This window comes from Serratia ureilytica (genome assembly GCF_017309605.1).
Lineage (GTDB): Bacteria > Pseudomonadota > Gammaproteobacteria > Enterobacterales > Enterobacteriaceae > Serratia > Serratia ureilytica.
Map to the genome: position 1 here is coordinate 1,989,047 of NZ_CP071320.1, position 13,807 is coordinate 2,002,853.

Genomic DNA, 13,807 nt, shown 5'->3' on the forward strand with positions numbered 1-13,807 from the left:
TGATTACCGCAGTATGAAGGCGGTGAACAGCACGTCGCTGACCACCTGCTTCGGTTGTCCCTTAACCAGCGGCGGGCTGAGCACGTCCTTAATCTGCGCCACCAGCTGTTGCTTCCCTTGTTCATTGGCCAACTGACTCGCTTCCTGACGGGAAAGCAGCATCAGCAAGCGGCTGCGCACCTCCGGCAGAAAATCGTTCAGCTGACGGCGGGTACTTTCGTCCGGCAGGCGCAGCGTGAGGCCGATATACAGCACGCGATCCGGGTTGTTGTCCGGCGTCACCAGGTTGACGGTAAAGGTGTCGAGCGGCATGAACACCGGCGCGGCCGGCGGTTGCTGTTTGACGGCGGCCGGTTCGGCGCCGTTTTTATGTTGTTGCAGCAGCCACCAGCTGTAGCCCGCGGCGCCACAGGCGACGACGCTGATCAATACCAGCAGGATGACCAGAAGGGGGCGTTTCGGTGCTGCCGGAAGGGAGTTCTGAGACATAGCCAAATCTAATTCCTGTTGTTCCACCCGCGGCCTGCGTGGCGGCGGGCATAGCGCGCGGCAAAGCCGCACGCATGACATGTAAAGGTATTATCGCGTCTATCGCGGCGTGCAATAGCCTGAATAGACGCGCAAATGGGTGCCAGCTTGGGCGTTTGCAGCGGCTCAGGCGAAAATATCGACGCCGTTGACCGCGCTGGCCATGCGCTGCAACGCCACCGGCGCGCTGACGCCCTCGGCGGCCGCAGCCTCGCCGCCAGCGTGTTCAGCATAGCTGGAACGCCCCTGGCCATTGGAAGCCTGCTGCTGCGCCTGTTGCCATTGCGGGGTGGACTCGCCGCCCACGCTGCTCTGCCCCAGGTTGATGCCGCTCTCGGCCAGCGCGTGACGCAGCTGCGGCATCGCCGCTTCCACCGCAGCGCGCACCTGACCGTGGGCGGAGGCAATGTGCAATTGCGCCTGCTGATCGTCCAGTTTCAACGTGATCTGCAAGGCGCCCAGCTCCTGCGGGTGCAGGCGCAGCTCGGCGCTTTGCTGGCCGTTGCGGTGGAACATCAGCACCTGTTGGTTCAACGCCTGCTGCCATTCCGGGCTGCCCAGCTGCGCGTTTAACTGCGGCGTAGGCGGCGCCGTCACCAGCGCGCCGGCCGGGGCGGCCGTTTGCGTGGGGCTGGCGGCGGCCAGGGCGACGGCGTGATTGAGCGTCGTCGGCTGCTGCGTATCGCTCGCCGGCAGCGGTTGAGCGGCACTGGCGCGCTCGCCGCTGGTCGGCTGCGGGAGCGCCGCCGTGGCGCTATCGCCGTCCGGGGCAGGGTTTTTAGCGTTTGTCACCGTCGTGGCGGCTGACGCCGACGAGCGCGCGGCGGTGTTATCACCGGCCGCCGCGATGTTCAGCAGGCCGTTGCCAGGCTGCAGCGCGGTCGCATCGTCAGCGTTTTCCACCGGCAGCGGCCGCTGGCCGTCGGCCGGTTGAGTCTGGGCGACGATCGCGGCCGGCAGCATGGCGTACAGCGCCTGCAGCGTCGCGGCATCCAGCTCTTTGGCCGCGGCGATCGGCGGCTGCGCCTGTTTATCGCCGGCGAGGGGCGCATCGGTCTCGGGGCGTTCAGATGAAAGCGCATCGGCTGAGATTGCCGGGTTCTCCAGCAGGCCGCCGCGCTCGCCGAAGGCGGCCAGCAGTTGATTGAGCTGGTTGCGGCTCAGGGCCGGGGCGCGTTCATCGTCCGCGCTCAGCGCGACCGGCGGCTGTTTGCCATCGGCGGCGGGCGCGAAACGCGCGCCGAGCAGCTGGGCGAATGCCGTCGACAGTTGACTCTCATCCAGCGCCGACGTCAGTTCAGCCAGGCCGCCGGCATCGCCGGGTAAGGCCAGGCCGGGCAGGGCGTTCAGATTCATGGGTTGATATTCCTTTGTGCACTGCGTTGAGCGAACTCATCCATCAGTTTTTGATCCCGTTTATTCTCCTGCTGCTGCTCCGCATTTAAGGCGCGGGTATGCAGGGTCTCGAAAGCGTTCAACCGCTGTTGTTTGTCTTGCCATTGCTTCACCGCATGATCCACTTTCTGCCCCCACTGCAGCAGCTGCTGGCGGTGCTGGTCGATGGCCTGTTCCAGCGTGCCGATAAACTGCTGGTAGTTTTGCCAGCGTGAGCTGTCCATGCCGTCGCAGAGCGTATGATTCAGCTTCTGGCGGTATTCGTCCTGATAGTTGAGCAGCATCGACAGCTGTTGCTCCGCCGCCTGCTGCGCCTGCCGAACCTGGCCCAGCTGTTGCGCGGCTTGTTCCACCGCGTCCTGCGCCAGATCGCGCAGGGTAATCAGGGGTGACTGTGATTTCATCGCTCTGCGCCTCTGTGACGTTAAACAATCAACTGCTGCAGCTGTTGACAGGCTTCATCATAGCCGCTGCGTTCAAAGATGCCCTGTTGCAGGTACGCCTCCATCTGCGGGTACAGCGTCATCGCTTTGTCCAGCAACGGATCGCTGCCGGCCGCGTAGGCGCCGACGCTGATCAGATCGCGGTTGCGCTGATAGCTGGCCAGCATCTGTTTGAAGGTGCGAACCCGGCGATAATGCTCCTCGTCGATCAGCGACGTCATGGCGCGGCTGATTGACGCTTCGATGTCGATAGCCGGGTAGTGGCCGGCCTCCGCCAGGCGTCGGGACAGCACCACGTGGCCATCGAGGATGGCGCGCGCCGAGTCGGCGATCGGGTCTTGCTGATCGTCCCCCTCGGTCAACACGGTGTAGAAGGCGGTGATGGAACCGCCGCCGCTGATGCCGTTGCCTGCGCGTTCCACCAGCGCAGGCAGCTTGGCGAAGACCGAAGGCGGATAACCTTTGGTCGCCGGCGGTTCGCCGATAGCCAGGGCTATCTCACGCTGCGCCATGGCGTAGCGGGTGAGGGAATCCATGATCAGCAACACGTGCTGCCCGCGATCGCGGAAATCCTCGGCGATGCGGGTGGCGTAGGCCGCCCCCTGCATGCGCAGCAGCGGCGATACGTCCGCCGGCGCGGCGATCACCACCGAGCGCGCCCGGCCTTCGGCGCCGAGAATGTTCTCGATAAAGTCTTTGACCTCGCGGCCACGCTCGCCGATCAGGCCAACGACGATCACATCCGCCTGGGTGTAACGGGCCATCATGCCGAGCAGCACGCTCTTGCCGACGCCGGAGCCGGCGAACAGGCCCATGCGCTGGCCGCGACCGACGGTCAGCAGACCGTTGATGGTGCGCACTCCCACGTCCAGCACCTGCTCGATCGGCGTGCGCTGCAATGGGTTGAACGGCGCGGTGATCAGCGGCGCGCGGTAACCGGTTTCCGGCGACGGCAGACCGTCGAGCGGTTTGGCGCTGCCGTCCAGCACGCGCCCCAGCAGCGCCGGGCCGAGCGGCAACTGCTTGCCGGCGCTTTGGCCTTCCGGCGCGATGCGGGCGTAAACCCGCGCGCCCGGCACGATGCCTTCCACTTCTTCCAGCGGCATCAGGAACAGCCGCTGGCCGTTGAAGCCGACCACTTCGCTTTCCACTTCCTGCACTTCACCGGCGTCGTGCCGTTCGATGAGGCAGGTCGCCCCGAGCGGCAGCTGCAGCCCGGTGGCCTCCAGCACCAGCCCGGTGGCGCGGGTCAGGCGGCCGTAGCGGCGCACCGTCGGCGCGCGGGCGATACGTTTTTCCAACGTATCCAGAGAGCTCAGCCAGCGGCCGAGACGCGCGGTCATCAGACTTCTCCCGGTGCCGCCAGGCGACACAGTTCATGCCAGCGCGTCGCCAGACTGGCGTCGAGATCGCCTTCTTCGGCGCTGACCTTGCAGCCGCCCGGGTGCAGTTCGCCGTCCGCCAGCAGGCGCCAGCCGTGCAGGCTGAGGGTAACCCCCAGTTGCTGCTCGACGCGGGGGTAGTCGTCCGGGTGGACCCGCAGCTGCGGTTTGCCGTTGAACATCGGCTCCTGCTGGATCAGCTGTTGGATCTGCGCGAGCAGGGCGGTGCCGTCGCACACCGGCGGCTGGCCCAGCACCTGTTTGGCGGCGGTCAACGCCAGCTGCATCAGCCGGGAAGCGATCACGCTGTCGAGCGCGTCCAACGTGTGCTGGAATTCGGTGACCAACTGCTGCCAGTGGGCGGTCAGCGGCTGTTGCTGCTGCTGCGCTTCCAGCAGCCCTTGCTGACGGCCTTCTTCCAGACCGGACTGAAAACCGGCCTCATAGCCTTTTTGCTGGCCGTCGGCATAGCCCAATTGCTGGCCCTGTTGCTCAGCCTGCAGCCGCAGCGTCGCCAACTGCTGTTGCAATTCGGCCTGCGCGTCCGGCGACGGATCGCTGTGTTCGAGATCCGGCAGCGGCGGCAGTTCGAACGCCGGTTTCTGTTCGCCCAAATCGTTGAGCGACCAGGGCTGCCAGGGCAGGGTGTTAATGCGATCAGACATAGGTGTCCTCGCCGCCGCCGATGATCATTTCGCCGGTTTCCGCCAGGCGTCTCACCACCAACAGGATGGCTTTCTGCTCGTTCTCCACCTGCGACATGCGCACCGGGCCACGGTTGGCCAGATCGTCGCGCAGGATGTCGGCGGCGCGTTGCGACATGTTCTTGAGGAACTTCTCGCGCAGCGGCTGTTCGGCGCCTTTCAGCGCGATCAGCAGCGACTCGCCTTCCACTTCTTGCAGCAGGCGCTGGATGCTGCGATCGTCGACTTCCACCAGGTTTTCGAACAGGAACATCTCGTCGATGATCTTCTGCGCCAGCTCGCCGTCGTATTCGCGCATCGCGTCGATGACCGCTTCTTCCTGCTGGGTTTTCATCAGGTTGATGATCTCGGCGGCGGTGCGCACCCCGCCCATTTTGCTGCGTTTGAGGTTCTGACCGTCGAGCAGGTTGTTCAGCACCTCGGTCAGCTCCGCCAACGCCGCCGGCTGCACGCCGCCGAAAGTGGCGATACGCAGCATCACGTCGTTGCGCAGGCGTTCGTCGAACAGGGCCAGAATATCCGCCGCCTGGCCGCGTTTGAGGTGCACCAGAATGGTGGCGATGATCTGCGGGTGTTCGTCGCGGATCAGGTCGGCGGCGCTCTGCGGCTCCATAAAGTTGAGCGTTTCCATGCCGGTGGTGGTCTCGCGCGATTCGAGAATGTCTTCCAACAGGCTGGCGGCGCGCTCTTCGCCCAGCGCCTTGACCAGCACCGAACGCAGATAGTCGCTGGCGTTGACGCTCAGCGCCGCGTATTGCTCGGCGTCGTCTTCAAACTCGGTCAGTATTTCGCCGAGCTGTTTGTGCGACACCTGGCTCATGCCGGCCATGGTGCCGCTCAGCAGCTGTACTTCGCGCGAGGAGAGGTGCTTGAACACCTCCGCCGCGCGATCTTCACCCAGCGTCATCAGCAAGATGGCGCTTTTGTCGGTTCCGGTCAGGCTCATATCTCGTTACTCATCCATTGGCGGATTACCAGAGCGACCACGCGCGGGTCTTTGTCAGCCAGATCGCGGATCCGCTGGCTCTGGACTTCTGCGCTGACGCGCTGCTGCGATTTACGACGCTGCGCCAGCTCCTCGTTGCTCGGTTTGCTGCTGTCGACCGCTTTGGCGGCAGGCGCGTTGGCGGCGGCGATGGCGGCCTGTTGCGCCGCCTGGCGCTGTTGCAGCTGCGGCCGCACCAGTTTGCGCCACAGCAGCCAGGCAACCAGCAGCACCAGCAGATAGCGGCCCGCGTCGATCAGGCGATCGATAAACGACTGGCTCTGCCAGAACGGCAGTTCGCCACCGGTCACCTGAGCGTCGGTAAACGGCGTGTTGACCACGTTCAGGGTATCGCCACGGCTGCTGGAGTAGCCCATCGCTTCACGCACCAGCGCTTCGATCTGCGCCAGCTGTTCTTTGCTCATCGGTTGCGGTTTGCCGTCTTTATCCGCGCCGAGGTAGTTGACCACCACGGCGACCGACAGACGCTGCACGGTGCCGGCTTTTTGCTGGGTGTGGCGGATGGTGCGATCGAGCTCGTAGTTGGTGGTCGCGTCGCGACGGGTATTTTGCGGCACGCCGCTGGCCGCCGCGCTGCGGGTGGTCGCGGCGTTTTGCGCGGTGGCGTTGGCGTTATTACCCGCCGCCGGCTTGGCGGTTTCAATCGGCGCCGTAGGCGGAGCGCTCGGTTGGTTGGACAGCGCGCCCGGCACGCCGCCGACCTGCGGCCCGCCTATCTGCTCGCTCAGGCTGGTTTGCTGTGAGCGGATGGCGGCTTTATCCGGCTGCTGGTTAGGTTGGTACTGTTCATCGGTTTGTTCGCGCGTGGCGAAGTCGATCTGCGCCGTGACCTGCGCACGCACGTTGGCGCTGCCGACCACCGGGGCGAGGATCGCTTCGATGCGGCGCTGGAAGCCGTTTTCGACTTCGTTGGCGTATTTCAGCTGCGAAGCGTTGAGATCGCGCCCGGTCCCGTCGGACTGGGTCAGCAGGCGGCCGGCCTGATCGACCACGGTCACGTTGCCCGGCGGCAGACCGGCGACGCTGCTCGACACCATATAAACGATGGCGTTGATCTGGCCGTCGTCCAGCGCACGGCCGGGTTGCAGGGTCAGCGTTACCGAGGCGGAAGGGGATTTTTGTTCGCGCACGAACAGCGAAGGTTTAGGCAGCGCCAGGTGAACGCGGGCGTTTTGCACCGGCCCCAACGACTCGATAGTGCGCGACAGCTCGCCCTCGAGGGCGCGCTGATAGTTAATCTGCTCGCTGAACTGGCTGATGCCGAATTTTTCCTGATCCAGCAGTTCGAAGCCGACGGCGCCGCCTTTCGGCAGCCCCTGCTGCGCGAGGCGCAAACGGGTTTCATGCACCTTTTCCGCCGGGATCAGCAGCGCTGCGCCATTCTCGGCGAAGCGATAAGGGATATTCATCTGCGTCAGCTGGGTGACGATGGCGCCACCGTCGCGGTCGTTCAGATTGCTGTACAGCACGCGGTAGTCGGGGCTTTTCACCCACAACAGCAGTGCGACGACGATCGCGATCGCGGCGGAAGCGGCGACCAGCAACGGAATTTTCGGGTTGGCGCGCAGACGGTTCCAGATGGCCTGCAGGCCGTTGTCGCGGCTTTCGCCGGCGGTTATCGAAGCACTCATTTTAGGTCTCGTCCTTCAATGGCGCTCACGATCCCGTACGGGCCGCTGAGCAGCTCCCTGCCAGGCTGATGAACGGTATGGTTAGCGTTGTGTGACAAAACAGACTCCCTGATACACATATCTTCTAAATAGCGGCGCTCCCATTTCTGGGCAGGCCATTATTCGCCTTATCAGACAATTCCGATTGCCCGATAAGCCGGGTTTTTTGCAGTTAATTAACCGCTTTAGGTCCGAAAACGCTGTGCTAGGGTGTGCATCATTGGAGAAGTACAGGGTGAAAACGTCACCCGGCGAGACGAGAGGATTGAGGACCAGATGGCGATTCAGGGCATTGAAGGGGTACTGCAGCAGATGCAGACCATGGCGGTTCAGGCCGGCAAGATGGGGCAAAATGCGGCGCCGCAGGGCGTCAGCTTCGCCAGCGAACTGACCGCGGCGCTCGGCAAGATCAGCGACACCCAGCAGACGGCGCGCAAACAGGCGCAGGACTTTGAGCTGGGCGTGCCGGGCATCAGCCTGAACGATGTGATGGTCGATCTGCAGAAATCGTCGGTGTCTTTGCAACTGGGCGTCCAGGTGCGCAACAAGCTGGTGGCGGCCTACCAGGACATCATGAATATGCCGGTGTGATGAACGTACCGTCCATTTTTCAGTGAAATTTGGCTCGGCGCTGTTACCCTATGGCGATGGTTATAGGAGGGATAGGATAATGTGTAAATCGCTGTGCCTTGCTCTGGCCATGATGGCGTTGTCTGGATGCGCCGGCCAGAATGATGACTATCCATCGGCGCAAAAAACGGCGCCTCATCAGGATGCCGGCAAAGAGTGGAAGGCGTTTGTCGCGCCGCTGTCGGTGAAGACACAGTCGCCCGGCGAGCGTGAAATGAAACGCGCCGCCCGGCAATACTGAAGCCGTGACGCCAGTCGATGGACAAAAAAAGCCAGCTATCGAAATAGCTGGCTGAAGGTGCGATAAAACATTTATGTGATGTAGGAGCGCCGACGCACGTTCGAGGTGCGTCAACGCGAACATCATATTTGTTATATTATAACAAATCAATGCTGCCGTGCGTTTGCCTCAGCCTGCTAACGCCACGATGCGCTGGTGGGCGCTTGCCAGCCCCTGGTCGCGGCCGTGCGGTTTCATGTCCAGCCCTTCGGCATAGATGAATTGCACGTCGCCGATCCCCATCAGCCCCAGCACCGAGCGCAGGTAGGGCGTTACGGCGTCGGTAGGATGCCCGGCGTGCATGCCGCCGCGTGAACTGAAGACCACCGCATTGACGCCTTCCACCAGCCCCACTGGGTAGGTGGCGGTATAGTTGAAGGTCATCCGGGCGCGGGCCACCAGATCGAACCAGTTTTTCAGCTGAGTCGGCACGTTGAGGTTGTACATCGGCGCCCCGATCAGCAACAGGTCGCTCTCTTTCAGTTCGGCAATCAGTTGATCGGAGAGCGCCACCGTGGCTTTGGCGCGCGGGCTGACATTTTCCGCACCGCGCAGCGCGCTGAACAGCTCGCCGTCCAACACCGGCAGATCCAGCGCCGTCAGATCGTGTTCGACGATCCGATCGTCGTATCCTTTCGCTTTGCGCGCCGCCAGATAGCGGTCAATCAGGTTATTGGTCTGCGAGTTATTTCCCATAATGCTGGATTTGAGAGCCAGTATTTTTTTCATGCTGCTGTCCTCTGACGGTAATCTGTGGTTTTCACCGGGGACTCCGGAATGACTGCAGGTTATCATTGCTTAAGGTTCACCAGTGGTGATAGGTTTTCACCTAATTGATTCCATATTGGCAACATTAAGATGAAAAGCGATCTGAGTGCGCTGCCGGCCTTTGTTGCCGTAGCGGAAGGCGGCAGTTTCGCCGCCGCCGCAGAGAAACTGCATCTGACGCGTTCTGCGGTCAGCAAAATCGTGTCGCGTCTGGAGGCGCGGCTGGGCGTGATGCTGTTTATGCGCACGACGCGCAGCCTGAGCCTGACGGACGAAGGCGCGCTGTACTATGAACACTGTCGACAGGCGTTGGTGAACGTTCAGGCGGCGGAAAACCAGCTCGACAGCGGCAAGATGCAGGTCAGCGGCCGGCTCAGAGTCTCGGTGCCGGTGCTGTTCGGCCACCTGTGCATTGCGCCCTTGTTGACGGCGCTGGCGAATGAGCATCCGTTACTGACGCTGGAAATCTCATTCAGCGACCGCAGGATCGATCTCGTCGACGAGGGATTCGATCTGGCAGTGCGCATCGGCGAACTGGCGGACAGCGGCAGTTTGGTTGCCCGACGTCTGGGCGAACATGGCATGCTCCTGTGCGCGTCGCCCGACTACGTGCGGCGCTGCGGCGAGCCGAGCACGGTGGTAGCGTTAAGCCGGCATCAGGCGGTGGGGTATCTGCACGCCGGCGCCGTGCTGCCGTGGCAGCTGCGTGGCGAAAACGGTGAGCTGCAATCGTTCAGCCCTCCGGCCAAGATGATGATGGATGATATGCAGGGGATCGTCGATGCGATATCCGCCGGCGCCGGCATTGCCTGGCTGCCGGAGTGGCTGGTGCGCGAGCGGCTGATGGCGGGGACGTTGGTGGAGATCATGCGCGGTGAGTCCAACCTCAGTTTCCCGGTCAACGTGGTGTGGCCCTATATGCCTTACCAGCCGCTCAAGGTGCGGCTGGCGGTGGACAAACTGGTGGCTGAGCTGCCCGCAAAATTGGCGCTTGTGCCGCCGCCGTTATCGCAGCGGTAATCGCCGCGTCGCAACCGACAGGAAATGGGGGCAATGTCCCGAATAGAGGGGCGAACATTGTGCTGTCAGGCTTATTGAATGTGCCGGTGAGCGTTTATTATGGCCTTATTAGTAGGGTTATTATTCGAGGCAGGTCAATGAGCAGTAAAAGCGAATCCAGATGGCGCCTGATCAGTATTTTAATGCTGGCGGTGTTAGTCGCGTTAATTGGCGTGTTGGTCAAACTGGATTGAAGTCTGACCAGGCGATAAAAAACCTGGCCGTTTTATTGTGCGGCCAGTAAACGCATCATGTCTTCTTCATACAGTAAGGCTAACAGCCACACCCCCAACAACATTATTGCCAGAGAAAATAATCGCTTTTCATTGCGCATCGTTTAATTCGCTTTCGGCGGATAGACGTGGCTTAGCGTATCTCAGCGTTGTTACAACCGTTAGGGACTTGTGTTAAATAAAGCCATTTTGTTGCGCGTCTATTTATGTTTCTCCGGCGACCATCGCCTCAACGCCCTGAGAGCCGGGTTCCATAATCCTTTGGTGGCCGCGAATGGCGGTAGGCGCGAAACCGAAGCGTTTGCGAAAACGTTCGGCGAAACGCGACGCGCTTTCATAACCCACATGCTGCGCGATGGCGGAAATCGGCCAGTCGGTCGATTGCAGCAGGGCCAGCGCGCTGCTCATCCGGACGTCGATCATCAGGTTGCGCAACGCGGTGTTTTCCATCGACAGTTTGCGGCGCAACATCACCTCACTCATCGACAGGCTCTCCGCGACTTTGGCCGCCGTCCAAATGCTGTGCGGATCGGTCGCGAGGCAGCGACGCACCCGCTGCGTCAGATCCTTGGCTTCGTTGTGAATAAAGCGAATGCCGAATTGGGCCAGCCACAGCAGAATTTCCAGCATTTTGTGCCGCACAATGATGGTGGGAAAGCGTTGCCGCAGCGTCAGCGCCAGGCCGGTGGTTTCAAAACTGTGCTTTAGGGCGCAGGGCAGATTGCGCAGCGCCAGGACGGCATCGAACGGCATCGCCGCCGGCGTTTCCTCGGCCGGAGGTTGGACGGTGAGCAACAGGGGATCGCAGGTCAGCAGTTGGCAACTGAATACGCCGTCTTCGGACGGGCCGTTAATAATGTCCACCGTTTGCCCGCCGTCGATAATCAACAGCTCGCCGGGATGAGCGACCACTTCGTGTTGTTGCCAGCGTACGCGCTTATGGCCTTGTTGTATCAGATACAGATGTGGTTGCTCAAAATAGACTGAAGGGAATAATAATTCAGTATACTGAATGATGTGCGCTGAGGCGCCAATTCCAGGACAGAGATTAATTGTACGTTCCATCGATATTCATTTCGCAGCCATTATCTGGGAATATCTTTACGCTTTGATCCGCGCTGGAGCAACATTTTTCCATGGGCCGTGAAACACAGCGGCGAGTTTTATCTATCAAAAATCAATTTCCTGATGAACAGAAAACGTCCGTGTCGGGATGATGTTTATCCATTAAAGTGAGAGCCAGGCTCGAAGCGCGCATTTTACCAATTACCCATAAACTGAATAATTCAAATGCCATAGATTAATATCCTAACGTAACCCGAGGGTAATAGCGCATAGTGCTATTTAATCCATTTTCGTCAGTATTGTCGATCTTATCGGACCTGTGGCTCTCCCAGCAGCAGCGCGCGGTCATGAAACTGGCCGTAGGTGTTGTTGACCACGTTTTGGCGCGTTGACTGTTCAATAAGCGTTTTCAGCTCATCCATCCGTTGCTGCAACAGACGTTTGAGCTCGGTTTCGTTGTCGAGGATCTGTTGCAGCTTATTGCGCAACATCTCCTGCAACGCCATGGACGGGCCGGCTTGCCCGGTAAAGGCGGCGGTTTTTTCCACCGCCGTCACGTAGGCGAACTCAAGCTCGACGAGCTCTTCCCAGCGCCCGGTTTGCGCCAGCGCGATCATTTGGCTGCTCAGGGTGTAAATTTGTTGATAAGCGGCTAACAGCTGCTGTTGACGTTCCATTACACGGCGTCCTGCGAAGGTTGGTAGTTGGGGCCGATCTGGCGCCAGGCGTCGGCGATGTTTTCCAGCAGTTTGACCACCTCGGCAATCGCCGCTTCGTCGTTGTGCAGATTGGCCTGCATCAGGCGACGCTTCATATAGTCGTATAACGCCGCCAGGTTTTCGGCGATCTCGCCGCCCTGCTGAGGATCGAGGCCGCTTTTCAGGCCGTTGTCGATGATGTTGATGGCTTTGGAGAGCGCCATGCCTTTGCCAGCGATATCGCCCTGGTTCATCAGGATGCGTGCGCGAAGCAGGGCGCTGAGCGCCCCGTCGAACAACATCACGATTAACTGGTGCGGGCTGGCGCTCATGGCGCCGCTTTCCAGACTGACCTGTGCATAGGCCTGAGTGCCGCTACGGTTATACATGCTGTTTTCTTTGCCTTGTTAAAGGGTTACTTGAACTGTTGAGCCAAATAGTTACTGGTGCCGTTCATTTTCGACATCATGGTATCCAGCTGAACGAACTGTTGTTTATAACGATCGATGGTGTTTTGAATGCTGGCCGTGACCGTGGTGATCTGGCTGTTCAGGCGATCGAGGTTAGTGTTGATGCTTTTGGTCGAGTTCTCGATGATGCCGCCGGATTTGATGTAGCTCTGGATCTCGTTGTGGATCTCGGTGGCCATGCCGGTGTCTTTGCCGTTACCGACGAAGAAGTTGCTGACCTGATCCGGCTTCTCATCCATCGCTTTCTTCAGCTTGGCGCTGTCGATTTCCAACTTGCCGGTTTTGGTGTTGGTGGAAATGCCGAGGTTGCCCAGGCCTTTCAACTCCGGGTTGTCCTGGGCGGCGCTCAGCGCGCTTTTGATCGACGACTGAATGCCGCGCAGGGTGTTGTCGCCCAGCAGCGGGCCGTTGGTTGGGTTTGGCGCTTCGCCGGTTTTCACCGGGGTGAACTTGGACAGCGAGTTGAAGGTGTCCAGCAGCGAGTTATAGCTGTCGACCCACTCTTTGATCTTGTCGGTGGTGCCGGCGGTGTTGGTGCTGATCACCAGGTGTTGCGGTTCATCGGTTTTGGTTTTGGTTTTCAGATCGATGGTGACGCCCTGCAGGGCATCGCTGATCGAGTTGGTGCTGCGTTTGATGGCCGTGCCGTTCACCATCAGCTCCGCGTCCTGCGGCGCGACCGTCTGCTTCATGGCGGTGGTGGTGCCGCGGGTGGCGTTGTAGTTCAGGATATCGCCCAGTTTGTCGTCATTGTCGACCTGGAGGGAGATCTTGTTGTTTTCGCCGGTGGTGGAAGAGCTGATCGCCAGCTGGTAGTCGTTGTCGCCAACGCGCATGATGCTGGCGGTGACGCCGGCCTTGGCGCCGTTGATGGCGTCGCGCATCTCAACCAGCGAGGTTTGATCGTCGCTGAGCGGGATTTTGGTTTCTTTCGGCGGGTTGCCGGCGGTGATGGTCAGAGAGCGGTTGGTGATGCCTTCTTTACCTAATTTTTCGCCCTGGTCGCTGACTTTCGCCTGAGTGGTCAGGGTTTGCGCCTGCGCCAGGTTCTTCACTTCCACCACATAGTTGCCCGGCACCGCCTTGGCGTTGGTGGTGATCTTGAAGGCGTCATGTTCGGTGGCGGTGGTGGCCTTGAAGAAGTCCTCTTTCGCCATCTCTTTGCTGAGGTTGTCGAATTTTTCCAACGCGCCCTTTAGCGTGCCGTAACCGGTCAACTGGGCTTTATAGCTGGATTGTTTGGTGGTGTAAGGGGTCAGGCGCTGTTGTTCCGCTTTGGTCAGCTTGTCCAGCAGGCCATTGAGGTCGAGTCCTGAGCCGAGACCTAATGAACTGATCGTTGCCATGGGTAATTCTCCTTGATTATGACTTTATTCGCTTTACGCGTTATCGGCCCAGTGATGAAAAAGTTTACCGAAAAAAACAAAAAACCGATGGCGCAATAGAAGAGGGAAAAACCGCGTTATTTCCGCCATT

Annotated in this window: 15 protein-coding genes; 3 read left to right on the forward strand and 12 right to left on the reverse strand. The window is 60.4% G+C overall.

The window, feature by feature from the left end; all coding sequences use genetic code 11:
- Positions 1-3 precede the first annotated feature (3 nt).
- The 7 genes from fliL to fliF all read right to left on the reverse strand — a co-directional run bounded on the left by fliL (position 4) and on the right by fliF (position 7,089).
- A complete protein-coding gene (gene fliL / locus J0X03_RS09215) occupies positions 4-489 on the reverse strand; it encodes a flagellar basal body-associated protein FliL (RefSeq protein ID WP_033643515.1) in 486 nt (161 codons plus the stop codon).
- A 165-nt stretch (positions 490-654) separates the two neighbouring features.
- Positions 655-1,884 carry a flagellar hook-length control protein FliK gene (locus J0X03_RS09220; RefSeq protein ID WP_060660584.1) on the reverse strand — a complete coding sequence of 410 codons (1,230 nt, stop codon included), beginning with the start codon at positions 1,882-1,884 and terminating at the stop codon, positions 655-657.
- Positions 1,881-2,327: a flagellar export protein FliJ gene (fliJ, locus tag J0X03_RS09225; RefSeq protein ID WP_033643513.1), complete on the reverse strand. Its 447-nt coding sequence runs from the start codon at positions 2,325-2,327 to the stop codon at positions 1,881-1,883. The genes J0X03_RS09220 and fliJ overlap by 4 nt, the downstream gene beginning before the upstream one ends.
- Positions 2,328-2,347: 20 nt before the next feature.
- Positions 2,348-3,709 (reverse strand): flagellar protein export ATPase FliI, encoded by a 1,362-nt coding sequence (gene fliI / locus J0X03_RS09230; protein WP_004934781.1) that lies wholly within the window; start codon positions 3,707-3,709, stop codon positions 2,348-2,350.
- Positions 3,709-4,413, reverse strand: coding sequence for a flagellar assembly protein FliH (gene fliH / locus J0X03_RS09235; protein WP_033643511.1), 705 nt, complete (start codon positions 4,411-4,413; stop codon positions 3,709-3,711). The genes fliI and fliH overlap by 1 nt, the downstream gene beginning before the upstream one ends.
- Entirely contained in the window at positions 4,406-5,398 is a 993-nt protein-coding gene (gene fliG / locus J0X03_RS09240; RefSeq protein ID WP_004934775.1) for a flagellar motor switch protein FliG, read from the reverse strand. The genes fliH and fliG overlap by 8 nt, the downstream gene beginning before the upstream one ends.
- A complete protein-coding gene (gene fliF, locus J0X03_RS09245) occupies positions 5,395-7,089 on the reverse strand; it encodes a flagellar basal-body MS-ring/collar protein FliF (protein WP_033650870.1) in 1,695 nt (564 codons plus the stop codon). Before fliF ends, fliG begins: the two co-directional genes overlap by 4 nt.
- A gap of 315 nt (positions 7,090-7,404) precedes the next feature.
- Between fliF and fliE the strand changes: the two genes are divergently transcribed.
- Together fliE and J0X03_RS09255 are read left to right on the forward strand one after the other, a co-directional pair.
- Positions 7,405-7,719: a flagellar hook-basal body complex protein FliE gene (gene fliE, locus J0X03_RS09250; protein WP_033643509.1), complete on the forward strand. Its 315-nt coding sequence runs from the start codon at positions 7,405-7,407 to the stop codon at positions 7,717-7,719.
- A 79-nt stretch (positions 7,720-7,798) separates the two neighbouring features.
- Complete coding sequence (locus J0X03_RS09255; protein WP_046687331.1) at positions 7,799-7,999, forward strand: hypothetical protein; 201 nt, start codon at positions 7,799-7,801, stop codon at positions 7,997-7,999.
- Positions 8,000-8,167: 168 nt separating this feature from the next.
- Here the strand turns inward: J0X03_RS09255 and J0X03_RS09260 are convergent, their stop codons facing one another.
- A complete protein-coding gene (locus J0X03_RS09260; RefSeq protein WP_129992981.1) occupies positions 8,168-8,767 on the reverse strand; it encodes an FMN-dependent NADH-azoreductase in 600 nt (199 codons plus the stop codon).
- 129 nt (positions 8,768-8,896) lie between these two features.
- On the opposite strand from J0X03_RS09260, the gene J0X03_RS09265 reads away from it, so the two are divergent.
- Entirely contained in the window at positions 8,897-9,826 is a 930-nt protein-coding gene (locus tag J0X03_RS09265) for a LysR family transcriptional regulator (protein WP_160204379.1), read from the forward strand.
- Positions 9,827-10,302: 476 nt separating this feature from the next.
- On the opposite strand, the gene J0X03_RS09270 is transcribed toward J0X03_RS09265, so the two are convergent.
- The 4 genes from J0X03_RS09270 to fliD form a co-directional block, all read right to left on the reverse strand.
- A complete protein-coding gene (locus J0X03_RS09270) occupies positions 10,303-11,163 on the reverse strand; it encodes a helix-turn-helix transcriptional regulator (RefSeq protein WP_033643505.1) in 861 nt (286 codons plus the stop codon).
- A 308-nt stretch (positions 11,164-11,471) separates the two neighbouring features.
- The gene (gene fliT, locus J0X03_RS09275; protein ID WP_033643504.1) at positions 11,472-11,840 is read right to left on the reverse strand and encodes a flagella biosynthesis regulatory protein FliT; all 369 of its coding nucleotides are present in this window, start codon (positions 11,838-11,840) and stop codon (positions 11,472-11,474) included.
- Complete coding sequence (gene fliS, locus J0X03_RS09280) at positions 11,840-12,250, reverse strand: flagellar export chaperone FliS (RefSeq protein WP_004934758.1); 411 nt, start codon at positions 12,248-12,250, stop codon at positions 11,840-11,842. The genes fliT and fliS overlap by 1 nt, the downstream gene beginning before the upstream one ends.
- A 26-nt stretch (positions 12,251-12,276) precedes the next feature.
- The gene (gene fliD, locus J0X03_RS09285; protein WP_033643503.1) at positions 12,277-13,677 is read right to left on the reverse strand and encodes a flagellar filament capping protein FliD; all 1,401 of its coding nucleotides are present in this window, start codon (positions 13,675-13,677) and stop codon (positions 12,277-12,279) included.
- Between the last annotated feature and the right edge of the window lie 130 nt (positions 13,678-13,807).